The organism is Gordonia jinghuaiqii, assembly GCF_014041935.1.
GTDB lineage: Bacteria > Actinomycetota > Actinomycetes > Mycobacteriales > Mycobacteriaceae > Gordonia > Gordonia jinghuaiqii.
In genome coordinates this window covers 3848568-3874496 of record NZ_CP059491.1, presented here as the reverse complement: position 1 = coordinate 3874496, position 25929 = coordinate 3848568, and the positions used below count along the sequence as shown (strand labels likewise).

At 67.7% G+C, this 25929-nt stretch carries 31 protein-coding genes; 23 read left to right on the top strand and 8 right to left on the bottom strand.

Features of this window, described 5'->3' with window-relative positions:
- Positions 1 to 152 precede the first annotated feature (152 nt).
- On the bottom strand, positions 153 to 683 hold the full coding sequence (locus tag H1R19_RS17400; protein ID WP_219849674.1) for a hypothetical protein: 531 nt from the start codon (positions 681 to 683) through the stop codon (positions 153 to 155).
- A 73-nt stretch (positions 684 to 756) separates the two neighbouring features.
- Positions 757 to 894 carry a hypothetical protein gene (locus H1R19_RS17395; RefSeq protein ID WP_188328655.1) on the bottom strand — a complete coding sequence of 46 codons (138 nt, stop codon included), beginning with the start codon at positions 892 to 894 and terminating at the stop codon, positions 757 to 759.
- A gap of 249 nt (positions 895 to 1143) precedes the next feature.
- On the opposite strand from H1R19_RS17395, the gene infA reads away from it, so the two are divergent.
- The 8 genes from infA (at position 1144) to truA (ending at position 5919) form a co-directional block, all read left to right on the top strand.
- Positions 1144 to 1365, top strand: a complete 222-nt coding sequence (gene infA / locus H1R19_RS17390; RefSeq protein ID WP_004023539.1) for a translation initiation factor IF-1 — start codon at positions 1144 to 1146, stop codon at positions 1363 to 1365.
- 117 nt (positions 1366 to 1482) lie between these two features.
- The gene (gene rpmJ / locus H1R19_RS17385) at positions 1483 to 1596 is read left to right on the top strand and encodes a 50S ribosomal protein L36 (RefSeq protein WP_005207978.1); all 114 of its coding nucleotides are present in this window, start codon (positions 1483 to 1485) and stop codon (positions 1594 to 1596) included.
- Between the two features lie 205 nt (positions 1597 to 1801).
- Positions 1802 to 2170 (top strand): 30S ribosomal protein S13, encoded by a 369-nt coding sequence (rpsM, locus tag H1R19_RS17380; RefSeq protein ID WP_188328654.1) that lies wholly within the window; start codon positions 1802 to 1804, stop codon positions 2168 to 2170.
- Positions 2170 to 2577: a 30S ribosomal protein S11 gene (rpsK, locus tag H1R19_RS17375; RefSeq protein ID WP_004023536.1), complete on the top strand. Its 408-nt coding sequence runs from the start codon at positions 2170 to 2172 to the stop codon at positions 2575 to 2577. The genes rpsM and rpsK overlap by 1 nt, the downstream gene beginning before the upstream one ends.
- Positions 2578 to 2601: 24 nt before the next feature.
- Complete coding sequence (gene rpsD / locus H1R19_RS17370) at positions 2602 to 3207, top strand: 30S ribosomal protein S4 (RefSeq protein WP_188328653.1); 606 nt, start codon at positions 2602 to 2604, stop codon at positions 3205 to 3207.
- Positions 3208 to 3290: 83 nt separating this feature from the next.
- Entirely contained in the window at positions 3291 to 4343 is a 1053-nt protein-coding gene (locus H1R19_RS17365; protein WP_086534446.1) for a DNA-directed RNA polymerase subunit alpha, read from the top strand.
- An 81-nt stretch (positions 4344 to 4424) separates the two neighbouring features.
- Entirely contained in the window at positions 4425 to 5024 is a 600-nt protein-coding gene (gene rplQ, locus H1R19_RS17360; RefSeq protein WP_188328652.1) for a 50S ribosomal protein L17, read from the top strand.
- A 19-nt stretch (positions 5025 to 5043) separates the two neighbouring features.
- The gene (gene truA, locus H1R19_RS17355; RefSeq protein WP_219851746.1) at positions 5044 to 5919 is read left to right on the top strand and encodes a tRNA pseudouridine(38-40) synthase TruA; all 876 of its coding nucleotides are present in this window, start codon (positions 5044 to 5046) and stop codon (positions 5917 to 5919) included.
- Positions 5920 to 6006: 87 nt separating this feature from the next.
- On the opposite strand, the gene H1R19_RS17350 is transcribed toward truA, so the two are convergent.
- Genes H1R19_RS17350 through H1R19_RS17340 form a run of 3 tightly spaced genes read right to left on the bottom strand, consistent with a single transcriptional unit; the run spans position 6007 to position 8293 of the window.
- Entirely contained in the window at positions 6007 to 6609 is a 603-nt protein-coding gene (locus H1R19_RS17350) for a TM2 domain-containing protein (protein ID WP_219849673.1), read from the bottom strand.
- A gap of 48 nt (positions 6610 to 6657) precedes the next feature.
- A complete protein-coding gene (locus H1R19_RS17345; protein WP_219849672.1) occupies positions 6658 to 7182 on the bottom strand; it encodes a hypothetical protein in 525 nt (174 codons plus the stop codon).
- Between the two features lie 34 nt (positions 7183 to 7216).
- Positions 7217 to 8293, bottom strand: coding sequence for an alpha/beta fold hydrolase (locus H1R19_RS17340; protein WP_219849671.1), 1077 nt, complete (start codon positions 8291 to 8293; stop codon positions 7217 to 7219).
- Between the two features lie 220 nt (positions 8294 to 8513).
- Between H1R19_RS17340 and H1R19_RS17335 the strand changes: the two genes are divergently transcribed.
- Positions 8514 to 9140: a DedA family protein gene (locus H1R19_RS17335; RefSeq protein ID WP_188328648.1), complete on the top strand. Its 627-nt coding sequence runs from the start codon at positions 8514 to 8516 to the stop codon at positions 9138 to 9140.
- 18 nt (positions 9141 to 9158) lie between these two features.
- On the opposite strand, the gene H1R19_RS17330 is transcribed toward H1R19_RS17335, so the two are convergent.
- A complete protein-coding gene (locus H1R19_RS17330; RefSeq protein WP_219849670.1) occupies positions 9159 to 10691 on the bottom strand; it encodes a MinD/ParA family ATP-binding protein in 1533 nt (510 codons plus the stop codon).
- Between the two features lie 363 nt (positions 10692 to 11054).
- On the opposite strand from H1R19_RS17330, the gene H1R19_RS17325 reads away from it, so the two are divergent.
- From H1R19_RS17325 to ahcY, 11 genes are all read left to right on the top strand, one after another.
- Entirely contained in the window at positions 11055 to 11435 is a 381-nt protein-coding gene (locus H1R19_RS17325) for a hypothetical protein (protein ID WP_219849669.1), read from the top strand.
- Positions 11436 to 11443: 8 nt separating this feature from the next.
- Entirely contained in the window at positions 11444 to 11755 is a 312-nt protein-coding gene (locus tag H1R19_RS17320; RefSeq protein ID WP_219849668.1) for a YbaB/EbfC family nucleoid-associated protein, read from the top strand.
- Between the two features lie 77 nt (positions 11756 to 11832).
- Entirely contained in the window at positions 11833 to 12141 is a 309-nt protein-coding gene (locus tag H1R19_RS17315; RefSeq protein ID WP_188328644.1) for a type VII secretion target, read from the top strand.
- Positions 12138 to 13490, top strand: coding sequence for a hypothetical protein (locus tag H1R19_RS17310; RefSeq protein ID WP_219849667.1), 1353 nt, complete (start codon positions 12138 to 12140; stop codon positions 13488 to 13490). The genes H1R19_RS17315 and H1R19_RS17310 overlap by 4 nt, the downstream gene beginning before the upstream one ends.
- Positions 13487 to 13798: a PE family protein gene (locus H1R19_RS17305; RefSeq protein WP_219849666.1), complete on the top strand. Its 312-nt coding sequence runs from the start codon at positions 13487 to 13489 to the stop codon at positions 13796 to 13798. The genes H1R19_RS17310 and H1R19_RS17305 overlap by 4 nt, the downstream gene beginning before the upstream one ends.
- Before the next feature lie 66 nt (positions 13799 to 13864).
- Positions 13865 to 14935 (top strand): PPE domain-containing protein, encoded by a 1071-nt coding sequence (locus H1R19_RS17300; protein WP_219849665.1) that lies wholly within the window; start codon positions 13865 to 13867, stop codon positions 14933 to 14935.
- Positions 14932 to 15738 (top strand): ESX secretion-associated protein EspG, encoded by an 807-nt coding sequence (locus H1R19_RS17295; RefSeq protein ID WP_188328640.1) that lies wholly within the window; start codon positions 14932 to 14934, stop codon positions 15736 to 15738. The genes H1R19_RS17300 and H1R19_RS17295 overlap by 4 nt, the downstream gene beginning before the upstream one ends.
- 118 nt (positions 15739 to 15856) lie before the next feature.
- Complete coding sequence (locus tag H1R19_RS17290; protein ID WP_188328639.1) at positions 15857 to 16186, top strand: WXG100 family type VII secretion target; 330 nt, start codon at positions 15857 to 15859, stop codon at positions 16184 to 16186.
- Positions 16187 to 16215: 29 nt separating this feature from the next.
- A complete protein-coding gene (locus H1R19_RS17285) occupies positions 16216 to 16518 on the top strand; it encodes a WXG100 family type VII secretion target (protein WP_188328638.1) in 303 nt (100 codons plus the stop codon).
- A gap of 323 nt (positions 16519 to 16841) precedes the next feature.
- Positions 16842 to 18398: an amino acid permease gene (locus tag H1R19_RS17280; protein ID WP_188328637.1), complete on the top strand. Its 1557-nt coding sequence runs from the start codon at positions 16842 to 16844 to the stop codon at positions 18396 to 18398.
- 92 nt (positions 18399 to 18490) lie between these two features.
- Positions 18491 to 19960 carry an adenosylhomocysteinase gene (ahcY, locus tag H1R19_RS17275; protein WP_188328636.1) on the top strand — a complete coding sequence of 490 codons (1470 nt, stop codon included), beginning with the start codon at positions 18491 to 18493 and terminating at the stop codon, positions 19958 to 19960.
- 95 nt (positions 19961 to 20055) lie between these two features.
- On the opposite strand, the gene H1R19_RS17270 is transcribed toward ahcY, so the two are convergent.
- Positions 20056 to 20913 (bottom strand): hypothetical protein, encoded by an 858-nt coding sequence (locus H1R19_RS17270; protein ID WP_188328635.1) that lies wholly within the window; start codon positions 20911 to 20913, stop codon positions 20056 to 20058.
- A 132-nt stretch (positions 20914 to 21045) separates the two neighbouring features.
- Positions 21046 to 21681, bottom strand: coding sequence for a dTMP kinase (locus H1R19_RS17265; protein WP_219849664.1), 636 nt, complete (start codon positions 21679 to 21681; stop codon positions 21046 to 21048).
- 96 nt (positions 21682 to 21777) lie between these two features.
- On the opposite strand from H1R19_RS17265, the gene mtrA reads away from it, so the two are divergent.
- The 3 genes from mtrA to lpqB are packed head-to-tail and all read left to right on the top strand — an operon-like array spanning position 21778 to position 25924.
- Complete coding sequence (gene mtrA, locus H1R19_RS17260; protein WP_004023513.1) at positions 21778 to 22455, top strand: MtrAB system response regulator MtrA; 678 nt, start codon at positions 21778 to 21780, stop codon at positions 22453 to 22455.
- Entirely contained in the window at positions 22452 to 24128 is a 1677-nt protein-coding gene (gene mtrB, locus H1R19_RS17255; RefSeq protein WP_219849663.1) for an MtrAB system histidine kinase MtrB, read from the top strand. The genes mtrA and mtrB overlap by 4 nt, the downstream gene beginning before the upstream one ends.
- Positions 24125 to 25924, top strand: a complete 1800-nt coding sequence (gene lpqB / locus H1R19_RS17250; protein WP_223204896.1) for an MtrAB system accessory lipoprotein LpqB — start codon at positions 24125 to 24127, stop codon at positions 25922 to 25924. The genes mtrB and lpqB overlap by 4 nt, the downstream gene beginning before the upstream one ends.
- Positions 25925 to 25929: the final 5 nt, after the last annotated feature.

The following is a 25929-nucleotide window of genomic DNA, read 5'->3' as shown; positions in this document are numbered from 1 at the left end:
GTCATTCGCGTGCGCCGGCGTCTCGCGTCATGCGACAGGCATCGCGCGCGAGTGTGAGGCACCGAAGATCTCCCTCTCGCGCTGCTGCGCAGGGGGATGGCGCAGGGGGATGGCGCAGAGGGGATGGCGCAGAGGAGTGGGGTGCGACTGTGTCAGACAGCCGACGCGCGGGCCGGCGGGCCGCGTGTGCCGACACCGGAAGCGAGCAGCAGAGGCCGCGGAACGGTGAGCGTCGTGTTGCGCGGCCGAGGAACGGCAGGCGCTTGCACGACCGGGGGGACAAGCACGGCGAGCCACCGCGTCACCGATGCGACCACGATCCGCACCAGGTGCTCGGCCACCCACAGGCCCAAGCCGCCGACCACGGCGACGGCGAGATGGCCGGACAGCATCGTCGGGGTAAACACCGCGCTGTCATGGTGTTCAGAAGTCGCGGCCATCAGCAGCAGGTGTGCGACGCCCTGCCCCATCACGAGTTGGCCGATCAGCATCGACAGGCCAGAGCCGGCGCGGTGCGAGCACAGCACACCCAGCAGGATGCATCCGCTGACGAGCATCACCATCGCGCTGGAGGAGGGGAGCATCCCGCCGCCGAGCCCGTGCGCAGGCAACGCCGCCGCCCCTGAGACCGCACCCACCATCGCGCCCCGTAACCGGGCCGCGAAGATGGATACCGTCGACATGGGCCGAAGGATACCGTCACGATGGCGCGACCATCATGCGCCCGTGACTCTTGTCTCTCGCGGCATCGGAGGATCAACTCCGGTGGTGCCGAGCCGAACCGACCAGGGCCCGGTAGATCCGGCCGATCACCGCACGATCAGCCGGGTCGAGTCCTGCCAGGTAGTCGTCGACAGTCGTCGCAGGTCCGCCGTCCGCGGATTCAGCATCCATCGGGTGTCTCCTGCCGGGTCCGATCGCCGCTCGCATTTGGACTGATCGTGCAGTTCGCGTAACATGGATCGTCGGTGCGTGTCGCGCGCCGGGCATCAGCGTGTCACCACGCCGGAACCGGTCGCGGTGCACCGGACACAGGTCCTCGCGGACCGGTGTCAACACACTAACGGACAAACACTGATTCAACCGGGCCGACGACGCCGCATCTACCAGATGTTGCGGGGACGGCCAGGAATCGCGGAGGACATGGCGAAGAAAGACGGGGCCATCGAGGTCGAGGGTCGAGTGATCGAACCCCTGCCCAATGCGATGTTTCGTATTGAGCTGGAAAACGGACACAAGGTTCTCGCCCACATCAGCGGCAAGATGCGGCAGCACTACATCCGCATCCTGCCCGAGGACCGGGTCGTCGTGGAACTGTCGCCCTACGACCTCGCTCGTGGGCGGATTGTGTACCGCTACAAGTAAGACTTTCCCGGCCTGGCCGGGGACAGACTTCCCGGACATCCGTCCGGGAGGAGACCGACACCCTCGTGTACGGCGGATTTGACGTGCGCGCGGGCGAGCCGAGCAGGAGAGATTGACGTGAAGGTTCAGCCGAGCGTCAAGCCGATCTGCGAGAAGTGCAAGGTGATCCGTCGTAACGGTCGGGTCATGGTGATCTGCGAGAACCTGCGTCACAAGCAGCGTCAGGGCTGATCACGCGCACCCTCCGGGTCGCTTGAATCACCAACAGCAAGACCGACAACTGAACACCAGGACCTCTCAGCACCAGCGGTGACAGACGCGTCACCGCCTACCTCCGGATCAGAGGCCGGAGCCCACGAGGCCGAACACACGGTTCGGCGAGCTCGCGGGGCGGACTGGGAGAAGACCTCTGGAAATCGAAAAGGAAATCCGCCACATGGCACGTGTTGCTGGTGTCGATCTTCCCCGCGAGAAGCGGCTCGAGATCGCACTGACCTACATCTACGGAGTTGGTCGTACCACCTCCAAGGAGATCCTCGACGGAACGGGCCTGAGCCCCGACCTTCGGGCAAAGGATCTCACCGACGCAGACGTCGCGAAGCTGCGTGAGTACATCGAGTCCTCGGTGAAGGTCGAGGGTGACCTGCGTCGCGAGGTGCAGGCCGATATCCGTCGCAAGATCGAGATCGGTAGCTACCAGGGTCTGCGCCACCGTCGTGGCCTGCCCGTTCGCGGACAGCGCACCAAGACCAATGCCCGTACTCGCAAGGGCCCGAAGAAGACCATCGCCGGGAAGAAGAAGTAATGCCTCCGAAGTCACGTAGCGCAGGCCCCAAGAAGGGCACCCGCCGTCGCGATAAGAAGAACGTCCCGCACGGCCACGCGCACATCAAGTCGACGTTCAACAACACCATCGTGTCGATCAGCGACCCCAGCGGAAACATCATCAGCTGGGCGTCGTCGGGCCACGTCGGTTTCAAGGGCTCGCGCAAGAGCACCCCGTTCGCGGCTCAGCTCGCGGCCGAGAACGCTGCGCGCAAGGCCCAGGAGCACGGCGTCAAGAAGGTCGACGTATTCGTCAAGGGACCGGGTTCGGGTCGCGAGACCGCGATCCGCTCCCTGCAGGCAGCCGGCCTCGAGGTCGGCACCATTTCCGATGTCACCCCGCAGCCGCACAACGGTTGCCGTCCGCCCAAGCGGCGTCGGGTCTAGCGGGAAAGGGAGGAACAGAGAAACATGGCTCGTTATACCGGCCCCGCAACAAAGAAGTCTCGTCGTCTTCGCGTCGACCTGATCGGTGGAGACGCTGCATTCGAGCGTCGCCCCTACCCGCCCGGCCAGCATGGCCGCTCGCGGATCAAGGAGAGCGAGTACCTGCTCCAGCTGCAGGAGAAGCAGAAGGCACGCTTCACCTACGGCGTCATGGAGAAGCAGTTCCGCCGCTACTTCGAAGAGGCGAATCGTCGCAACGGCAAGACCGGTGACGAACTGCTGAAGCTGCTCGAGACCCGTCTCGACAACGTCGTGTACCGCTCGGGCATCGCCCGGACGCGTCGCCAGGCCCGTCAGCTGGTCAGCCACGGCCACTTCACCGTCAACGGTGTTCGTGTCGATGTGCCCAGCTACCGCGTCAGCCAGTACGACATCATCGACGTCCGTCCGAAGTCGCTGCAGACCGTCCCGTTCCAGATCGCCAAGGAGCTCGTCGGCGATCGTCCGGTTCCGGGCTGGCTGCAGGTCGTGCCGTCGACCCTGCGCATCCTCGTGCACAGCGTGCCCGAGCGTGCTCAGATCGATGTCCCGCTGACCGAGCAGCTCATCGTCGAGTTCTACTCGAAGTAAGACACACCGCCCGACAGCAACAGCTGTTCGGTTAACCCTCGAGGCCGTCATATAGCGGTCGGCCAAAGGAGAGATCCACAGAAATGCTCATCTCACAGCGACCCACCCTCACCGAGGAAGTCATCGCCGAGGACCGGTCGAAGTTCGTCATCGAACCCCTCGAGCCGGGCTTCGGTTACACCCTCGGCAACTCGCTGCGTCGTACCCTGCTCAGCTCGATCCCGGGTGCCGCCATCACCAGCATCCGCATCGACGGTGTCCTGCACGAGTTCACCACCGTGGCCGGGGTCAAGGAAGACGTCACCGACATCATCCTGAACCTCAAGGGCCTCGTGGTCAGCTCCGACGAGGACGAGCCGGTCACCATGTACGTGCGCAAGCAGGGTCCGGGCACCGTCACCGGCGCCGACATCGTGCCGCCGGCCGGTGTCACCGTGCACAACCCCGATCTGCACATCGCCACCCTGAACGACAAGGGCAAGCTCGAGATCGAGCTCGTCGTCGAGCGGGGCCGCGGCTACGTCCCGGCCGTGCAGAACAAGGCGTCGGGTGCCGAGATCGGCCGTATCCCGGTCGACTCGATCTACTCGCCGGTGCTCAAGGTGACCTACAAGGTCGAGGCGACCCGTGTCGAGCAGCGCACCGACTTCGATCGGCTCGTGCTCGACGTCGAGACCAAGAACTCGATCAGTGCGCGTGACGCGCTGGCATCGGCGGGCAAGACCCTGGTGGAGCTGTTCGGGCTCGCCCGGGAGCTCAACGTCGAGGCCGAGGGCATCGAGATCGGGCCGTCGCCGGCCGAGGCCGACCACATCGCCTCGTTCAGCCTGCCGATCGAGGATCTGGAGCTGACGGTTCGTTCCTACAACTGCCTCAAGCGCGAGGGTGTTCACACCGTCGGCGAGCTGGTTGCCCGGACCGAGTCGGATCTGCTCGACATCCGCAACTTCGGTCAGAAGTCGATCGATGAGGTCAAGGTCAAGCTGCATGCGCTCGGTCTGTCCCTCAAGGACAGCCCGGCCAGCTTCGATCCGTCGCAGGTCGCGGGTTACGACCCGGCCACCGGCACGTGGTCGGAAGACGCGTCCTTCGACGCCGATTCCGGTGAGGATTTCGCGGAGACCGAGCAGCTCTAGTCGCGTCGACGCGGCGGTAGCTGTCACTGCCCAACCCTGACTTCCGCATCGAGTGATGCGGGGTCCTCCTAGGAGAAGACAATGCCCAAGCCCACCAAGGGACGCCGCCTCGGCGGGTCGGCCAGCCACCAGAAGGCGATGCTGGCGAATCTCGCCACCTCGCTCTTCGAGCACGGCCGCATCACCACCACGGAAGCCAAGGCCAAGCGCCTGCGTCCGTACGCGGAGAAGATCATCACCCACGCCAAGGCCGGCAAGCTGGCCAACCGTCGTGAGGTGCTGAAGGACATCCGTGACAAGGACATCGTGCACACGCTGTTCGACGAGATCGGGCCGTTCTTCGCCGATCGTCCCGGCGGTTACACCCGCATCATCAAGACGCTGCCGCGCAAGGGCGACAACGCCCCCATGGCCGTGATCGAGCTGGTGCGCGAGACCACCGCGTCGAGCGAGGCCAGCCGCGCCACCCGCGTCGCCGCCTCCAAGAAGGCTGCCGAGGAGAACCTCGACGCCACCGAAGAGGTCGTCGCGCAGGACGACGCCGCGGAGAACGTGGTGGAGGCCGTTGAAGCCGACGCCACCGACGCCGAGGTCGCCAACGCCGACGCGGTCGCCGAGGCCGTCGACGACGAGTCGACCGCTGCGACCGCCGTCGAGGCCGAGTCGGACGACAAGAAGTAGTCGGCTGACTCGAGAACTGCTGACCGAACCCGTCGGCCCGGATTCCGGTGCCGGCGGGTTCTGTCGTCTCCGCTTCGACATCTCCTATGACGGCACCGATTTCGCCGGTTGGGCGCGGCAGATCGGTCAGCGCAGCGTGTGCGAGGAACTCGAGACACGGTTGTCGACGGTGCTGCGGGTGCCCGTGCGGCTCACCGTGGCGGGGCGCACGGATGCCGGCGTGCACGCCACCGGACAGGTGGCGCATGCCGATGTGCCGCGCGCATGCCTGGAGACCAGGTCGATCGGCGGCGATCCGTCGACGCTGGTCGGGCGCCTGGCGAAGATGTGTCCCGACGACTTCCGGGTCAAGGCGGTGCGCATCGTGCCTGCGGACTTCGACGCGCGGTTCTCCGCACTACGACGCCACTATCGGTACCGGTTGTCCGATTCCCGGTGGGGCGCAGAGCCTCTGGTGGCGCGGGCGACGGCCACCTGGCGTCGCCCGCTCGACGTCGAGGTGCTGAACGAGGCCTCGGCAGTGTTGTTGGGGCTCAATGACTTCGCGGCTTTCTGTCGCCGGCGCGAAGGTGCGACGACGATCCGCGACCTCCAGCGTTTCTCCTGGGTCCGCGACGACGAGGGTGTGCTGATCGGCGAGGTCGGTGCCGACGCGTTCTGCTGGTCGATGGTGCGGTCGCTGGTGGGTGCGGTCGCCACAGTCGCAGACGGCAGGCGCGACATCGACTGGTGCCGTGCACTTCTGCGTGAGAAGGAACGGAGCAGCCAGGTGCCGGTGGCGCAGGCACGCGGACTGTGTCTGGTCGGCGTCGACTATCCCGCCGACGACGAACTTGCCGCCCGCAACACGGTGACCCGTGACGTGCGCGGATCGACCGGTTGCTGCGGCGGCTGATCGACCAGAAACCGCCCTCCAGCGGGTCGCCGGCGACGTGATGCGACCGGCGGCGCTGTGGAGGGCGGTCTTTCGGGTTGGTCCTGTTCAGTTGCCGAGCTTGAGGCCGTTCTTGTCTCGCACGCTGCCGGTCAGCATCATGATCCCGTCGATGAGGGCCCACACGGCGACACCGAAGATGATGACGACGCCGATGAGAATGATCGCGGTGATGTACCCGATGATCGTCAGCCCCAACTGGATGGCGCCGGTCTTGGTGTCGCCGATGTAGAAGCGTCCGACGCCGAGGGTGCCGAGGAAGATCTGCAGCAGACCCGCGACGAGCTTGGACTTGTCGGAGAGCGGTTCACCGGTGGCGGGATCGCGCCCGTAGGGTGCGGTGGGGTCGGGGGCGCCGCCGTAGCCGTATCCGGTGGGTGCCCCGTATCCCTGAGGTGCCCCGTAACCCTGGGGTGCCGCGTAACCCTGGGGTGCCCCGTACGGCGGGGGTGGCGGCGCCGAGTACGGCTGTGCGTCGCCGAACTGCTGGGATGCCCCGAACTGGGGCGGCGGGGTCCCGAAGTCGCCGGCACCCGGCTGCTGCGCGGCATAGCCCGCGTCGGGTCCGGCCGAGGGTGTCTGGTCGGCAGGCGGAGGCCGTTTCACGAACGGGTCGTACGGCTTGTCGTCGGAATTCTCCGGGGTGGTCATCGGACGTTTCTCCTCGGTGTGATGGGTGAAGATCTCGGGTGATGGGTCTCAGGCCATCGCGGCCAGATTGCGCGCGTAGTACACGCGCCCGGACACCTCGCTCATGGTCCATGGCGAGGTGGCGGGGATGTTGGTGACATGCATGCCGCCGCCCGCACCGCGGACCCTGACCTGGATGTGGCCGGTGATCCGTCGTTCCTTCATCAGCAGGAACAGCAAGCTCAGAAAGCACACCAGAAAGAACCCGACCAGCGCCAGTACCAGGCCGGTCTGTGACATCTGTTCGCTCGACACCGACATGTCGGTGACCTCCCACTGCGAACCGGCGATCGGGAACGTGCCCGACGGGGTGATGACGTAGTGCTGCGTGCAGGTGATGTCGCCGATGACCACCAGCGGTTGTTCGGGCAGGGCAGCGGCGGCGGGGTCGTAGAACGGGCCGCCGGGAGCGGGAACCATGCCGGGACCGGGGATCTGGCCGAAACCGGGCGCGAATCCGGGGCTGGAGTCGTACTCGTTCGGCTGGTGCGTGAACGGGCGCGTGACGTCGTCACCGCCACCGGGGTGGGTCATGGCGCAATGGTGGCACAGCGGACTGCGTTTCGGGTCACGTCGCGTTGCGCTCGTCTTCGAAGGCTTCGAGCACCTCGTCGACGGTGTCGTCGTCGCCGGTGAACTGATCGGGATGGGCCCCCTCGGACATCAGGTGGCGCCAGTTGAGGGGGTCGAACTCGACCGGTGCTTGGCGGGAGATGAAGTCGATGACGACGCGACAGAAGCGTTCCGGGTCGTCGTGGAAGGGGAAATGCCCTGAGCCGGAGAAGGTCTCGAATTCCGAATGGGGAATGGCCGAGTGGGCCAGCTCGCCGTGGTGGTAGGGGATCACGATGTCCTCGTCGCCCCAGACGAGCAGGACCGGCAATCGTTCGGTGAGGTAACAACGGTCGAGCATGGTGACCGACTGTCCGCGCCAGTCGACGACGGCGCGCAACGTGCGGAGGAACGCGGCGTAGGCGGTGGGATCGGCCAGGTCGCCGAGCACGCGCATCAGGTCCTCGTGGTCGGCGAGCAGACGCTTCGGGGTGGCGGCCGAGGGGAACAACCCCGGCAACGGGGCCGACACGACGGCCTTGGCGACGGTCTTGAGGCCGGGCACCACTCCGGGCACACGGAGCGCCGAGAGGATCTGCGGGATCACCGGCAGGGAGATCAGCCGCAGGGCCGGATTGACCTCACGCGTGACCCCACCGGCCGCGACGAGAACGAGCCGTTCGACGAAGCGGGGGAACTGATAGCAGAACTGCATCGCGACGCCGCCGCCGAGCGAGTGTCCGACGACGGTCACCTTGCTGATCCCCAGCACGACGAGCAGGTCGCGCATGCCGTTGGCGAAGGCGGGAACCGAGTAGTCGGCGCGCGGTTTGTCCGACAGTCCGTGCCCGAGCAGATCCGGTGCGATCACCGTATAGCGCTGCGCCAGGATCGGGATGACCTCGTCCCACGTCGATGAGTTGTCGCCGATGCCGTGGATGAGCAGCAGGGCAGGCCCGTTGCCGGCGATCCGGTAGGCGCGGCGGTAACCGTGGATGGTGTGGTACTCGATGCGGACGTCGGTGTCCGACACCGGGCGCAATGTGGGGCCGGGGGGCTTTCCGGGGGGCGGGGCCGTGGGTGTGGTGGGCACTGCTCTCCCCTCGAAAGTGTGTCGTTCGGCGCCGAAGGTGGGTTCTGCGCCGACGCTGGGTTCGGCGCAGATCAGGCCGACCGCGGCGCTGCTCGATATTCGAGTAAACCCCACATCCACCCGGCGTGCGCGACGTGGCCGGAGATCATGGGCGCTCCACGCTCGTCTCCGGGCTTCGTCGGCCGTCTCCGGGCCCGCCCGGCAACTACTGTGGGCGTCGATGAATCCCTTCGACATCGAGTCCTTCGTGGCCACCGGTGGCCTCATCGGCTTGTGCGTGCTGGTCTTCGTCGAAACCGGCATCCTCGTCGGGGTCGTCTTCCCGGGCGATTCGGTGCTCTTCACCGCGGGCGTCTTCGCCGCCCAGCCCGACCCCTTCGCACCGTTGTGGTTGCTGTGTCTGGCGGTGCCCGCCGCGGCGATCCTCGGCGACCAGTGCGGCTACCTCATCGGACGCAAGGTGGGACGCAGCGTCGTCGAGGGCAGGCTGATGCGCACCATCGGACCCGACTATCTGGCGAAGACGAACCACTACTTCGATCGTTTCGGGCCGCTCACGGTATTTTTCGGCAGGTTCATCGGGATCGTGCGGACCCTCACCCCGCTGGTTGCCGGTTTCAGCGGCATGTCCCACCGGACGTTCACATTGTTCAGCGTCCTCGGCAGCTTCGCGTGGGCGGCCGGGATCATCACCGTCGGATACTTCCTCGGCAATGTCCCGGTCATCCGCGACAACATCGAGATCTTCATCATCGCCTCGGTGCTCACGATCGTCGTGCCGACGTTCATCCATCTCGCCCGTCGGTGGCGGATCGCCCGAAAGGATCGACGCACCGAGGCGTCGTGACATGGGTTGCGAACCGGTTCAGCCCTGGAACGGTTCCTCGCGGTGCAGTGTCGTGCCGGAGAAGTCGTCGGCAATGGTGGCGGCCAGTTGCACGAAGGAGTACTTGGTCGCCTTCGACATCAATTCGAGGTCGACGTCGGCGCCCTCGGCGAGGTGGTCGTCGAACGGGATCTTGTGCACCGCTCGGCATCGCGTCAGGAAGTGCTGACCGAGCTGATCGGTGTCGATGGTCGACGACCCGGGCCGCGACGAACTGAGCACGACGACCGCCCGCGAGACGAGATGGCCGAAGCCGTGGGCCTCCAGCCAGTCGAGGGTGGCGCCGGCGCTGCGCGCACCGTCCAGTGCCGGCGAGCTGACCAGGATGATCATGTTCGCGAGATCGAGAACGCCGTTCATCGCCGAATGGCTCAGGCCGGTGCCGCAGTCGGTGATGATGATGTTGTAAAACCGCTGGAGGATGGTGATGACCCCGCGGTACTCCTCCTCGTTGAACGCCTCCGCCATCGCCGGATCACGTTCGGAGGCAAGCACTTCCAGTCGGCTCGGCGCCTGGGAGGTATGTGCCCGCACATCGGAGTAGCGGTAGACGTTCTCGTCGGCGAGCAGATCGCGGACCGTCGAACGGGTCTGCTGCGGAACACGTTGCGCGAGAGTGCCGAGATCGGGATTGGCGTCGACGGCGATGACCCGGTCGCCGCGCAACGACGCGAACGTCGATCCGAGCCCGACGGTGGTCGTCGTCTTACCGACGCCGCCCTTGAGTGACAGCACCGCGATCCGGTAGTCCCCACGGACCGGACGGTTCACCCTCTCGAGCAACTGCTGGAATTCGATGTCGCCCTGCGACTCGCCCGGATTGATGGCACCCGCCGACAATGTGTGCACCGCGCGACGCCAGCCGCGACTCGGTGCACGGCGCGCCTTGCGGATCAGTGCGACCTCGTCGAGCGACGGACCACCGTGCGGCGGACCGTACCCCGGCGGCATCGGCTGCCCGGGGTAGACGGGTGCCGGCCCCGGACCCGCCGGACCCATGGCGCCGGGCGCCCCGGGGTGCGGGAAATGCGGGGACGGATGGGCGTTGGGCGGAACCGGCGGGGGGCCCGAGGGACCCGGACGGCCGGGGAACTGTCCCGGGGGCGGACCCGGTACGGGGATTCCGGTGTCGTGCGGGGCCTGTGGTCCGTCATCGAACGCGGGTCCGCCGGGGAACGCGGGCCCATCGGGGAACAAGGGTCCGTCGTGGGACGCCGGTTCGCCGGGAGCGTGCGCGCCGCCCGGGAACGGTGGCGAGCCGGGGAACGGAGGGCCGGGTTGCCGCCACGGCCCGTCGACGCTGGGCGGCGGACCCTGCGGCCCCTGCGGACCCTGCGGAGAGGCCTCGGGGAAGGGGGGTCGACCGCTGCCGTCGGTTCGGGGAGCCGACGGTGGTCGAGTGTTCGGCTCGGTGGCCGGGTCCGCCGGTGGCGGTGCGAACTGAAGCCACGGCGGAGGCGCCGGTGCATCGGCGTCCGGGGTGGAGGGCGTCGTCGAGTTCTCGTACGTCATCGGGGTTCCTCTGGTCAAGCGGCCGGGCGTCGATCTCGAGGTGGCGTGATCCGTGCGGCAGAATGCGACATCCACCCTGCTCATCGATCGACTCCGGCTGCGTCGTGCGGGAGTCTACCGAAGGTGCGGGGCCGATTCCGGACGAGATCCACAGTTCGATCGTGATGTGCGTGTGACCACCGAATCGTCGGTGTGGTGGCGTCCACCACAGTGTGGCAGTATCGGGCCTTGGCACATGTGCGCGGCGGGGCGCGGTCTTTCTGGATCCGCATGTGGGAGATTCGGTTTCATCGAACAGGAATTCGATGGAACCGAAAGGGGCCCCGGCTGCGTCGTATTCGGCGTGAAGGGGGTGCAGCTTCGATGACCTACTCCGACGGTCCGGCCACACGATCCGCCGACGACGGCGACGATCCGTGGGCGGCCATCCACGAGTTCTCGCATGCACGGTCGCGTTCCGCCGGTCTCGCCGTACGTACGACGGCCCAGGGCCTGCCGGTGGCGATCCGGATCGAGCCTTCCGAGCTCGACAAGAATCCGGAACTGCTGGCCGGGGACATCCTGCGGCTCTGTCAGCAGGCTGCGATGTCCGCCGGAATCCGCCTGCGGGAGAGCCTTCTCGCCTCCGGGGTGGACCGCGATCTCGTCGGGGAGATGAACCTGCCCCGCCCAGACGATCTCGCTCGAGCGGAATGGCGCGACGACGAGGAAGCCGATGCCCCCACATCGTGGTTGCGGCGATGAGTTGGGGCATGGACGAACTCGAAGCGCGCGCCAACAGGCAGCTCGACGGGTTACGCGGATTCCAGGAGAAGCTGCAGGCCATCTCGGTACGCGAGACCTCGGCCGATGGTCTGGTGACCGTGGAGGTCGACGGCAAGGGTGCTCTGGTCGATCTCCGGCTCGCGCACGGCGCCAACGAACTCGGCGCCGCGCGGCTCGCAGAACAGATCGTGGCGACATCGGCTCTTGCCGCGCAGAAGGCCTACGCACACATCGCCGCTGCGACCGAAGAGTTCAGCGAGTCCTTCGGCGACATGCTCGCCGCTCGCCCCGGTGAATGACCCGCTCGTCCGGTCGGACGACATAACCGACCGGTACGAGATTCATCGACAAGACTGACACCCATGAGGGGGTTGTGATGACGAACGTCAAGGTGACACCTGAGGTTCTCGAAGGCTTTGCCGCCACCAACGCGGCGATGGCGACGGCGGTCGGGACCGCCGGATCGATCGACGCCGCGGCGAACACCGCGGCGATGGTTCCCGTCTTCGGGCTCATCGGGCAGGAGTTCCTCGCGGCTTTCATCGCCGCGCAGGCAAGCCATCTCATGTCGGTCGGGCAACTCGCTGCCGTCCACGCCTCGACCGCGGCGTCGGCCCTCGCCGGACTCGCCGATTACGAGGCCACCGACGCCTCGAGCGGCGCTGCGATCCGTTCGGTGCTGTGACGCCGACGCCTCCGGCATCGGGCCTGCCCGGTGTCCCCGACGTGCCTGCCCTCAGCCATATGACGGTGCAGGAGATGATCGAGGCCACCCCGGTCGGCCCGATCCTCGACCGGACGGTCGCCGACGTGCTCGGGGGGCTGGGCCTGCCGCCGCTTCCGGTCCTACCGGCGCTGCCGCCCATGCCCGGACTCCCGCCGCTGCAACTGCCCGACCTGGACATGTTCATCAAGCCGATGACCGATCTGCTGGGCGGTTTCGGGACCGGCGACCTCTCCGGTGGCGGGTTCGACCCCACCATCATCTTCGAGAGCCTCACCAAGGTGCTCCAGACGTCGATGACGATGGGGCAGAGCGCACTCGAACTCGCCGACCAGTTGTGGGCCGGCCAGGGTGCGGTCGGTGCCGGCGCCAAGACCGCGGAGGCGGGGGCGAACAGTACAGCTCTCGCGGCGCAGGGGTCCGGGATCTCGTTCGACACCAAGGCTGCCGCCGCCATCGTGGGCAAGGGACTGGCGATCGTGCAGGGAATCATTGCGGCCACGGTCGCCAAGATCACCGGCGTGGTGCCGCTGATCATGTCGCCGGCGGTCGGCGCGGGCCTCGGCCTCGCAGCAACTTTCGCCTCCGCCGGTCTGACTCAGGCGACCGCCGCAGTGGCCGTGACACGCGCTGAGCTTCTCGCTCCGACCACGGCCATGGCCGTCAACGGGGCTCCGGTCGCGGTCACCGGCGCACCGACTGCCGGCGCCGCTCAGTCGCCGTTCACGCTGGCCAGTTCCATCCTCGACGTCGTCTCGCCTGCGGTGTCGACGGCCACCGAACTGCCCGCGACGCTACTGCAACCCATCAGCACGATGCTCAACGTCGCCGACCCGGACTCGCCACGCGTCGTACCGGCCGCGCTGCAGCCCAAGCCCCAGGGGCCCGGTGGCGGTGGTGGCGGCGGCGGCGGAGGTGGTGGCGGCGGGGGAGTCGGCGGCATCGGCGCGATGACGTCGCCGCTGAGCGCCTCACGCCCCACCGTGCCGACCAACTCCTCCGTCGGCGAGCCCGCCGGGCTGAGTGCCCCCGCCGGTGTCCGCCCGGCCTCTGTCGCACCCGCGGGGGTCCCGATGGGCGGAGCTCCGATGGGCGCGGCCGGCGCGCGTGGCGCAGGCTCCGCCGAAGATCAGCACACGGTGCCCGACTATCTCGTGACCGAGGACAACGGGCGACGCGTGGTCGGTGATTCGCCCGAGGTCGCACCGGCGGTCATCGGACACGACGAGCAGACCGAGGCCCAACCGAGCCCCGACATCGAACTACGACTGGGAGTGCCCGGTCCCACACGGAACGAGGAAGCACTGTGAATGAGTCCCAACTGCGCGTCGAACCTGCTGAATTGATCTCCGCGGCAACAGATCTCGATCGGATCGCAGACCGACTCGAACAGGCTGTGTTCGGCGCGGGACGGGCTCTGCCGGTCCCCGCGCAGGGTCGCGACGAGGTCTCGGTGGCCGCTGCCGCGAGCTTCTCGGCAGTGGCCGAGAAATTCGAGAAGGATTCCGTCTCGGGTGTTCTCGAGATGCGCAAGATCGCTGCTGTCCTCCGTGCGCAGGCCATGGGATTCCTCGACGGCGACGCCGAGGCATCGGCCGCCTTCCGGGTTGCGCCGTAGTCGCTCCCGACGCCGGACCCCACACCAACTCATCTCGACCACACGACGCCGCCGAAGGGAGGGACGATGATCGGCTTCACCGGGATCAACTGGGATGCGCGCACCAGTGAGCAACTGGCCGCCGACCTGGGTACGGGGCCCGGGCCCGCACCGCTCGTGGAGGCCGGTATGGCCTGGGCGTCCCTCGCCGTCGAACTCGGTGAGGCCGGAGTCGATTTCGCGGCGGTGATCACCCGTCTCGGAGTTCATTGGCAGTCTGCCCACACCAGCGCGGCGTTCGAGAAGCTCACCAGGCTCGCGCCGTGGTTCGCCGAAGCATCCACCGAGGCCGCCCACAACGCCGCTCGCGCCCAAGCGCAGGCCGCCGCGGTCACCGTCGCCCATATGAACATGCCCGACCTCGCGGAGGTGGACATCGTCGAGAAATTGCACGAGATCGCCACCACCGCAACCGCTGTCGCGCCGATCATCGCTGGTGCCGCGGCGCAGGCCGAGCGTGCCGTGCAGCAGCAACGGATGCGTGCGGCCCGGGTCATGCAGACCTACGAACAGGCCACCGAACCCGTCGCGAAGCCGTGGCTCTCCGGCCGTGCGGCCCCGGACCTGGTGTCCGGCGAGCCACTGGCCGTCGAAAAGGCCGCCGCCGCACGTGCTGCGGCTCCGTCTGTGCCGTCGCCGGTGATGCCTGCCGTCGCGCCGATGCCCGGCATGGTTCCGGGTGTTCACCTTCCGCCCGCCGAAAAGTCAAGGTATGCAACGACGATGCTCGCGAGCGGGCAGTCCCAGGCCGCCGCCCCGGCCGCGACGCCGATCGCCCCCGCCGGGGCAACCGGGCCCGGTGTCCCTCCGCCGATGGCGCCGGGGCTGATCAGTGCCGACCGCGGCGCCACCATCCGGACGACAGCCATGGACGCCGATGCGTCCGGGGAGTCGGCCGCCGAGGCCGCAGAATCCGTCGACGGCCCGGTCACCTGGGCGGATCTGGCGACGTCCGATCAGCCTGCCGCACATTATGTCTCGGCTCCCGACAGCGTCGATCGCGCGGACGTCGATCGCGCGGACGTCGATCGAGGCGACGTCGATCCGCGATATCTGTCGGAGACGCTGATGCTGGGTGACCCGGGGGAGCGTCGATGATGCCGACAATCCACGAGGTGCGCCTGGCTCTCGACGCCGAGGTCCTCCGGCGTCTCGGCGAGCGCTTCGGCGTCCAGACCTGGCCGGTTGTCCTCGACATCGCCGACACCGCGCAGGACGAGGCCGCCCGGCGAGCCGCGGATCGCGAGAGTGACGCCACCATCGACGCGCTCGGTCTCATCGAACAGGAAGAGCCGACACCGGTGGCCGCAACGGTCTTGCGCGTGCTGGCCCGGCCGCAGCGTGAGATCGAGATCCGTTCGTACTCCGAGTCCGGTGTCCGGCGGATCTGCCTGGCACGCAATGGATATCAGCATGTTCTCGCGGTACGCAACGACGATCGGGTCGAGGTGGAAGTGGTCGAGGTGCCGGACGTGGGCGCGCTGGCCTCGCTCGTCCGTGCGCAGTTCGCCGACGTGACCCCGTGTGAGTTCACCGCGATCTCGAAGCCCGCCGAAGAGGTCGTCGAACGCCTCGGTCGCGCTCGGACGGGAACCGAGACCACAGACGCGCTCCACGCCCTCGGGGCGACTCCGGCCGATGCCGGAACGGTCTCCTCCGCCCTCGCGTCATGCCGGGTGCGCACCGAGATCGTCGCCTCGTCCGGCGAGGACGGTCGATTCTCCCAATCTTCTGGGGCCGTGGCGATTTTCGACACCGACAGGGGTCGGATCGTGGCGAGTCCCAGCAAATCCCCGGACGGTCGGGTGTGGACCACCCTGTCGCCGGGATCGGGGCATCGAATCGCACAGGCCGTGAGCCTGTTGATCGAAACCCTTCCCGACGAAAAATGGATGCCATGATTCGCATCGGGGGCTTCCGCGGAACAGACCGCCGCGGGAGGCAACTGTCAGGGGTATCTGTGTCACGGATACCAAAGGGGGCATCGCCAATCGGTGCCGTTACACAGGAGGAGAACTCATGCTGAACATGCCTGGAGCGGGAGCATCCGGCGGTGCCGGAGTCGCGGTGAACGTTGCCGACGGGCAGGCGACCGCGGCCAAGGTCGGCACACTCGTCGAGGAGATGAAGGACGTGATCAAGCAGATCGCGCAGCATGCGGGCAATGCATCGCCCACATGGAAGGGCTCTGCCGGCGTCGCCTTCGACGGCACACACACCGACTGGAACAAGACCGCACTCACGATGAACCAGTTGCTCGAGCAGATCAAGACCCAGCTCAGCAGCGGCTTCGCCGGCTACGAGGATCAGGACGCAGCGGCGGCCGGCGGCCTCAACATCTCCGTCTGATCCCTCCTCCATCTCTGAAAGGACACACCATGACAGGTTCGATCAATTACGACTTCGCCGCCCTCGGCGACCTGAGCGGCGGCCTGCGGGCAGCGTTCACCCACCTCGAGGACCTGAACGGCCAACTGAAGGCCCAGGTCGCCGCGCTGGACGGAAACTGGAACTCCCAGCAGGCAAAGGGCGCCTACCTCGAGGCCCAGGCCGCGTTCGACCGCATCTTCATGCAGTCGCGCGATTCGCTGAATCAGCTGGAACACGGGGTCAGCAATGCCAGCCGCATCATGCAGGACACCGACTCCGCGATCGGCTCGGGGTTCAGGTCCATCGTCTGACCCGCCGCCGAACTCGGCTGCACCACGTTGGGACGTACCGGAGCACAAGTTCCGGTGCGTCCCAATCGCATTTGCCGCCCGTTGCGCGCCGGCGTCGGCCGGCGTCGGCCGGCGCGACCGGTGCCACCGGGGTCGTGTGCCGGGTCATCGACGCCCGGGCCCGACCGATACTGTCGGTACCAGTCGGCGCCGACACGGGGTCGCGACATTTCACCTCCCCCGGGAGGCGGTTCGACTAGCGTAAGTGTTCGTTTCGCACCAGCTCGTCGCCCCGGCCCCGGCCGGGCAGCGACCCGGTTCCAGCCGGACTGAGGGAGGACCCGATGAGTAGTCCGTTCAAACGCGTCAAGTCGGTCGAACAATCGATCAGCGACACCGACGATCCGGACACCAAACTCCGCAAGGACCTCACCTCGTGGGATCTCACCGTGTTCGGTGTGGCGGTCGTGGTCGGTGCCGGAATCTTCACCCTCACCGCGCGCACCGCAGGCAACCTCGCGGGCCCGTCGGTGTCGCTGGCATTCGTGCTCGCCGCGATCGCGTGCGCACTCGCCGCCCTGTGTTACGCCGAGTTCGCCTCGACAGTGCCCGTCGCCGGCAGCGCCTACACGTTCACCTTCGCGACCTTCGGCGAGTTCATCGCGTGGATCATCGGGTGGGATCTCATCCTGGAGTTCGCGCTCGCGGCCTCGGTGGTCGCCAAGGGATGGTCGCTCTACCTCGGCAACGTCATCGGTTCCGCGGCGTCGATACAGATCACCGACTCCGTCAGCTTCGACTGGGGCGCGGTGCTGCTGATAGCCGTGCTGACGGTTCTGCTCGCGCTCGGCACCAAGTTGTCCTCACGGGTGTCGCTCGTCATCACCGCCATCAAGGTGATGGTCGTGCTGCTGGTGATCGTGGTCGGTGCCTTCTACATCTCGGCCAAGAACTTCGATCCCTATGTGCCGCCCGCTGCCGGTCCCGACGAGGACGCCAACGGTCTGCACCAGACGCTCTTCTCGGCGATCACCGGCGCCGAGGGCAGCACCTTCGGCTGGTACGGCCTGCTGGCCGCGGCATCGCTGGTGTTCTTCGCCTTCATCGGATTCGACGTCGTGGCCACCACAGCGGAGGAGACCAAGAACCCGCAGAAGGCGATGCCGCGAGGCATCCTGGGTTCACTGGCCATCGTGACCGTCCTCTACGTCGCGGTGAGCCTGGTGGTGTCCGGGATGGTGCCCTACCCGGAGCTCGCGGACAAGACCGACCCGGTCACCGGAGAGGTGTCCAGCGCCACCCTCACCACCGCATTCGAGGTGCACGGGGTCACGTGGGCGGGATGGGTCATCGACCTGGGCGCCCTCGCCGGCCTGACAACCGTCGTGATGGTTCTGCTGCTCGGTCAGACGCGCGTCGGGTTCGCCATGGCACGCGACGGACTGCTGCCCCGCGGACTCGCGCACACCGGCAAGCGCGGCACGCCGGTGCGGTTCACCATCCTGGTGGGCATCATCTCGGGTGTGCTGGCCGGATTCTTCCCGATGGGCACTCTGGAGGAGATGGTCAACATCGGGACCCTCTTCGCATTCGTGCTGGTGAGCGTCGGGGTGCTCATCCTGCGCCGCACCCGACCGGACCTCGAACGCGGCTTCCGGGTTCCCCTCGTTCCGCTCGTCCCGATCCTGTCGATACTCGCCTGCCTCTGGCTGATGCTCAATCTCTCGGTGGAGACCTGGATCCGGTTCGTGGTGTGGATGGTGCTCGGCATCGTCGTGTATTTCTGCTACGGCTACCGCAACTCGGTCTTCGCCCGGCGCGAGCGCGGTGAGCAGGTCGGGACGGACGGGGTGGCGGTCGACACCGCCGGTGGTGACGGCGGTCCGTTGCGCGACACCTGAGCACTGGTCTCCCCGGCGTCGTCGGATAGCCTGGATCGAAGGTATACGCGCTGCATCAAGAGGCGCCCGACGGCGAACGACAAGGGGATCAGATGACGACTGCTCAGGACGAGCTGAAGGCCGACAGCCGCAACGGTATCGACTACAAGGTGGCGGACCTGTCCCTTGCGGACTTCGGTCGCAAGGAGATCGAGCTCGCCGAGCACGAGATGCCCGGACTCATGGAACTGCGCCGCGAGAATGCGGACGTGTTGCCGCTCAAGGGTGCCCGCATCTCCGGGTCTCTGCACATGACGGTCCAGACGGCGGTGCTGATCGAGACCCTCGTCGCGCTGGGGGCGGAGGTCCGCTGGGCGTCGTGCAACATCTTCTCCACACAGGATCACGCCGCCGCCGCGATCGTGGTGGGGCCGCACGGCACCCCCGAGGAGCCCAAGGGTGTCCCGGTCTTCGCCTGGAAGGGCGAGACCCTCGAGGAGTACTGGTGGGCCGCCGAGCAGATGCTGACCTGGCCCGGGGAACCGGCCAACATGATCCTCGACGACGGCGGTGACGCGACCATGCTGGTCCTGCGAGGCGCCGAGTTCGAGAAGGCCGGCGTCGTGCCGCCCACCGAAGACGATCACCCCGCCGAGTACAAGGTCTTCCTCGAGCTGCTGCGCTCGCGCTTCGAATCGGACAAGGGCAAGTGGACCGCGATCGCCGAGTCGGTCCAGGGCGTCACCGAGGAAACCACCACCGGTGTGCTGCGGCTCTACCAGTTCGCCGCGGCGGGCGAACTCGCCTTCCCCGCGATCAACGTCAACGACTCGGTCACCAAGTCGAAGTTCGACAACAAGTACGGCACCCGCCACTCGCTGATCGACGGCATCAACCGCGGCACCGACGTCCTCATCGGCGGCAAGAAGGTGCTGATCTGCGGTTACGGCGACGTCGGCAAGGGCTGTGCGGAATCGCTCGCCGGCCAGGGCGCACGCGTCCAGGTCACCGAGATCGACCCGATCAACGCGCTGCAGGCACTGATGGACGGCTTCGACGTCGTCACCGTCGAAGACGCGATCGGCAACGCCGACATCGTCATCACCTCGACCGGCAACCTCGGCATCATCACCCTCGAGCACATGCGCGCGATGAAGCACCAGGCGATCCTGGGCAACATCGGCCACTTCGACAACGAGATCGACATGGCCGGGCTCGAGCGCTCGGGGGCCAAGCGCATCGTCGTCAAGCCGCAGGTCGACCAGTGGATCTTCGAGAACGGCAAGTCGATCATCGTGCTCAGCGAGGGTCGCCTGCTCAACCTCGGTAACGCCACCGGTCACCCGTCGTTCGTGATGAGCAACAGCTTCTCCAACCAGGTGATCGCGCAGATCGAGCTGTGGACCAAGAACGACGAGTACGACAACGAGGTCTACCGACTGCCCAAGCACCTCGACGAGAAGGTGGCGCGCATCCACGTCGAAGCGCTCGGCGGCAAGCTCACCAAGCTCACCAAGGAGCAGGCCGAGTACATCAACGTCGACGTCGAGGGCCCGTACAAGCCGGACCACTACCGGTACTGACCCGACAGAAGACGCCTGACAGAAGACGCCTGACAGAAGACGCCTGACAGAAGAAGAGCCCCGCTGCGAAGCGGGGCTCTTCTCGTCCTACGGGCTCACGTGCCGATGTCGGGTTCGGCGTCGGGACAGTAGATCCAGGCGCCCTGCTCCTTGAGGAAGCGCTCGTTGGATTTCTCCGAATCTGTTCTCCGGCTTCCCTTTTCGAGGTGGCTGACCACCTCGGACTGCGCGACGTTGCCGTCGAACACGGTCTCGAGGAAGCCGTCGAGCACGATGTCGCCGCCATCGGCGGGTGGGGCGCCGTCGATCCGCTCGCGGGACTGGGTGCAGACCGCCGCCCGCATGAGCCCGACGTCGCGGGCGTTTCGGGCGTTGATGTAGGCCAGCAACGCGGCGCGAATCTCCGACAGCGCCGCGTTGTCGGTCGTCTCCGGACCGGCACCGGTGCCCGGCGACGGGGTATTCGCCCCGGCGCCACCCGGTTCCGTGGCAGTCGACGTCGACTCGGTTGCCACCGCGGACTCGCCCGAGCCCGACCGGCCCACGACGAGAATCAGCACGAGGGCGAGGACCGCCACGACGGCCACGCCCCCCGTCACCCATGCCACGATCACCCCGGTGTTACGTCTGGGCGGCGGACCGAACGGGGGACCGGGCGGCCCGCCGAACTGCGGCTGTCCCGGGCCGTAGGGCGAACCGCCGTACCGGCCGGGTCCATGGGGACCGGCCGGGGCCCCGAACTGCCCGGGTTGCTGCGGTGGACGGCCATACGGCGGGACACCCCCGCCGGGCGGGTAGCGACCGGGTTGCTGCGGTCCGAACCGTGGGGCGGGACCCTGCGGGCGGGGGCCGCCGGGGCCCTGGGGGCCGTGGCCGGGGCGGCCGGACCGATCGGGCTGCCCCGGTCCGTACGGCGGCGGTGTGCCACCGGGGGGTGGCGGCTGATAGGTCATGAGACCCCCTCCGCAATCGTTGTTCCAAGGCTATCCAAGTGAGGTGGGTGCGGCACCGGCGTCGTCATTCGAACGACACCCGTACCTCGTGGGTGACACACGCGGCCGGTCTGCCACCAGGGTGAATTCCCATCAGCCGGCGGCGAGGAGGTCGGACAGAGATTGGACGTCCTCGCCGTCGAATCGGTTCCACACCGACATCCACGAGGTCTCGGCGAGTTCCCGGTACACCGCGTCGACGCGGAGCTGCAGGGCGCTGTCGCGTTCGTAGGCGTCGCGTGCACGCGTCGGATCGCCGTCCGCGCGGGCGGCGGCCCTGCGCATGGCGACCTCGGCCGGCACCCCCAGCAGCACGTGACGATCGGGGACCGGCATGCCGAATCGGCCGAACTCGAGCTCGCCGACCCAGCGCACCACCTCACCGGTCGAGCCCTGGTCGAGCCGAGCGGCGTTGTAGGCCGCGTTGGATGCGACGTAGCGGTCGAGGATCACGATGTCGTTGGCCGCGGTGGCGGCGGTGATGTCATCGGCGGCGCCGGCGCGATCGAGTGCGAAGAGCAGTGCCATCGCGTAGACGCTGTCCCGGAGATCGCCGTGCGACCCGTGGAGGGCCTCCGCGGCGATGTCGGCGGTGACCGACTGCCCGTAACGCGGGAAGGTGAACTTGGCGACCCGTAGCCCGGCTGTCGTCCACCTGTCGACCAGACCGGTGACCAACGTGTTCTTACCCGCGCCGTCGAGCCCTTCCACGGCAATCAATTGACCCACGCCGGGAGTCTATGTGGTGGGACAGATCGGGTCGGAATGTCCGTCTCGGCGCGTCGATCACCACGGTTGAATCACGATGATGTCACCATTGGGAGCATGAAGCCCCGCATCCTTGTCGTCGACGACGACGCCGCTCTCGCCGAGATGCTGACGATCGTGTTGCGTGGCGAGGGCTTCGAACCCTTCGTGGTCGGCGACGGTACACAGGCGTTGACCGCCGTCCGGGAGATCCGCCCCGACCTCGTCCTCCTCGATCTCATGCTCCCCGGCATGAACGGCATCGACGTGTGCCGTGTCCTGCGTGCCGATTCCGGTGTGCCGATCGTGATGCTGACCGCGAAGTCCGACACCGTGGATGTCGTGCTCGGACTCGAATCCGGCGCCGACGACTACATGGTGAAGCCGTTCAAGCCCAAGGAACTGGTGGCCCGGGTGCGTGCGCGGCTGCGCCGGACCGACGAAGAGCCGGCCGAGCTGCTCTCCATCGGCCCGGTGGAGATCGACGTGCCTGCGCACAAGGTCACCCGTGACGGCGTGCCGATCTCGCTCACCCCGCTGGAGTTCGATCTGCTGGTGGCACTCGCCCGCAAGCCGCGTCAGGTGTTCACCCGCGATGTCCTGCTCGAGCAGGTGTGGGGTTACCGCCATCCGGCGGACACTAGACTCGTCAACGTGCATGTCCAGCGGTTACGCGCGAAGGTCGAAACCGACCCGGAGAATCCAGAGGTCGTTCTGACGGTGAGGGGGGTCGGCTACAAGGCCGGCCCGCCGTGATCGGTCGATCTCGACGACGGGTCAACAGCACCTTCGGACGCTTCACCCGCACTGCCGGCGCTGTCGGACGTGCCTTCGGGCACATCTGGCGGCGCTCGCTGCAGTTACGGGTGGTGGTGTCCACGTTGGTGCTGTCGGTCGTCGTGCTCCTCATTCTCGGTTTCGTCCTCGTCTCCCAGATCACCGATCGGCTGCTCGACGTGAAGCTTGCCGCGGCGACCGAGGAGATCGACCGCGCACGCATCTCTGTCGAACGGGACCTGTCGAGCGGCGGCGGCAACATGTCGGTGCAGAACCGGCTCCGCCAGACCCGATCGCTGCTGACCGACCGCGATGCCGACACCGGTCAGTCCTCGGGCACGGTCGGTGCCTTCGACACCGTTCTTCTCGTTCCCGGCGCCTCGGGAGACAGCGTGGCCAGTGGCGTCGGACCCACCGCCGAGATACCGACGAACCTTCGGGACATGGTTCGCGGCGGTCAGGTCGCCTACCAGTACACGCAGGTCCCCGACGGCTCGGGCGGGCGGGCGCCCGCCCTCATCGTGGGTTCGCCGACGAACGCGTCGGTCCCCGGACTCGAGCTGTACCTCGTCTTCCCGCTGACCGCGGAGCAGAACACCCTCGACCTCGTCCGCGGAACCCTGCTCACCGGCAGCGTCGTGCTGCTCGGCCTCCTCGCGGCCATCGCCTGGCTGGTGTCGCGTCAGGTCGTCATCCCGGTGCGGTCGGCCTCGCGGATCGCCGTCCGGTTCGCCGACGGCAGGCTGAAGGAACGAATGCCCGTCCGCGGCGAGGACGACATGGCCCGGCTCGCCATGTCGTTCAACGACATGGCCGAGAGCCTGTCCAAACAGATCACCCATCTCGAGGAGTTCGGCGGCTTGCAGCGCCAGTTCACCTCCGACGTCAGCCATGAGCTGCGCACGCCGCTCACCACGGTGCGGATGGCCTCCGACGTCCTCTATGACGGACGTGAGGACCTCGACCCCGTCCGCAAGCGCTCGGTGGAGTTGCTGGACAAGGAACTCGACCGGTTCGAGACGCTGCTCAACGAGCTTCTCGAGATCTCGCGGCACGACGCCGGTATGGCCGAGCTCGCCGCCGAACGGATGGACATGGCGATCCCGATCGACGGTGCGCTCGCCACCGTGGGACACCTGGCCGAGGAGACCGGAACCGAATTGATCCTCGATCTCCCGGCCGAGCCGGTACTCGCCGAGATCGACCCGCGCCGCGTCGAACGCATCCTGCGCAACCTGCTGGCGAACGCGATCGATCACGGGGAACGCAAACCGGTGACCCTCACCATGCGCTCGGATGGCGACGCGGTGGCGATCACCGTGCGAGATCAGGGCATCGGGCTGCGCCCGGGGGAGGAGAAGTTGGTGTTCAACCGGTTCTGGCGTTCGGACCCGTCGCGTTTTCGACGATCCGGCGGCACCGGGCTCGGACTCGCCATCAGCATCGAGGACGCCCGGCTGCATCAGGGCCGGCTCGAGGCCTGGGGCGAGCCGGGCAAGGGTGCCTGCTTCCGGTTGACCCTCCCGCTGGTGCGCGGACACAAGGTCCTCGGCTCGCCGCTCCCGCTGAAGTCCGTGGGCTCGATGCCGCGCACGTCCGGCGCCAAGGCTGCCGGCCGGGTTGCCGGCGGCACCGGGGTGGGCGCCGAATGAGCGTCGGGACCGGGTCGGGACGTCCCCGCCCGGACATCCGTGATCATGCCGACCGCCGGCGCGGGAGGCGCAGCGGCGTCCTGGCGGTCGTGCTGTCGCTCGCGGCGCTGCTCGTGGTCACCGCGTGCGGGTCGATCCCCGACAACTCCTCTCCGCAGCCGATCAAGTCCTTCGAACGGGAGGGGGCCACCAACGCGGTCCCGGTACCGCAGTCCGACATGGATCCGGAGGCGCTCGTGCGGGCGTTCCTCAAGTCCACCGTCGACCCCGATTCGGGACATCGCGCGGCCCGCGCCTTCCTGACCCCGGTGGCCTCCGAGCAGTGGGACGACCGCGGCGATGCGCTGATCCTGGACGAGATCAACACCTTCGTCGACCAGCGCAACGAGGACTCGGTGCGCATGCGTCTCATCGGCGACAACGTCGGCACACTCAAGTCCGACGGTCAGCTGCTCCCGGCGTCGGGACGCGTCGAGACCAGCATCAGCCTCACCCGGTCGGGCGATCAATGGCACATCGACGGCCCGCTGCCCAACGGGACGATGATCGACCGCGACCAGTTCGACAACACCTACCGGCCGGTGTCGCTGTACTTCACCGACCGCACCGGTCGGCGTCTCGTACCGGACCCGCGCTGGCTGTACGCCGGACAGGCGACCGACCCGACGGTGCTGGTGAACCGGCTCATCGCGGGACCCGCCGCGGATCTCGCCGCAGCCGTCGACAGCGGCTTCCCGAACGGCGCCACTCTGCGCGGACCCGTCGTCGGGCTGGCCGGTGGCGGCGTCCGCGTCGACCTCGACGGCATCGGCAACGCGCCCATCCGCGACCGCACCGTGCTCGCGGCGCAGATCATCTGGACGCTCGACGGGGCCGACATCGCCGGACCGTACGTGATCGACGCGGACGGCGCGCCGCTGGCCGCCGAACGTGCGTCGGGATGGCAGGCCGCCGACGTCCGTGCCTTCGATCCGACCGCGGTGCGGCCCACCGACGTCGGACTCAACATCGTGGCCGAGGGTGCCCTGCGCGCGGTCACCGACACCGCGACGGTTCCGGTCCGGGGTCCGCTCGGGTCGTCGCGCACCCTGCGTTCGGCGACGATCTCCGACAACGGGTCGCGGGTCGCCGCCGTTCGCACGGTGGCCGCCCCCGGCCGCGGGGTGGAGGCCGTCATCGGCGACTACGGCGGCGACGTCGGCCCCATCGTCAGCGGTGTCTCCATCACCCGCCCGTCGTTCGGCGCCGACGAGAACACCGTGTGGGTGGTCGTCGACGGCAAGCCGACGCAATGGCAGCGCGACGACGACGGCACTCAGACCGTGCCCGTCGAGGCGTCGTCGATCCCGACGGTGGCGCGGGGGGCCATCACGGAGATGCAGGTCGCGCCCGACGGGGTCCGGGCTGCGCTCGTCGTCGGCGGGCAGATCGTGTTCGCGGTGCTGTCCACGAACGCCGAAGGTCAGGTGTCGTTGACGAGTCCGCGGATCGCGGCCTACAACATCGGCAACCGTGCGGTGTCGCTGGACTGGGCGTCGCCGACGACGCTGATGATCGCGCGCGAAGCACCCGAATCGCCGGTCGTCCAGCTGACGATCAACGGGATGCCCGCCGTCGGTCTGCTCAGCGGCAACGTCTCACCGCCCGTGCGGGCGGTGGTCGCCAACGCCTCGACCATCTACATCGGCGATCAGCGCGGCGTACTCCGCCTCGGCAGCAGCAACGGACAGCCCGACCAGTACTGGACCGAGGTCGAGCCCGCGATGATCCCGGGCGCCATCCCCGTCCTGCCGTAGGGATC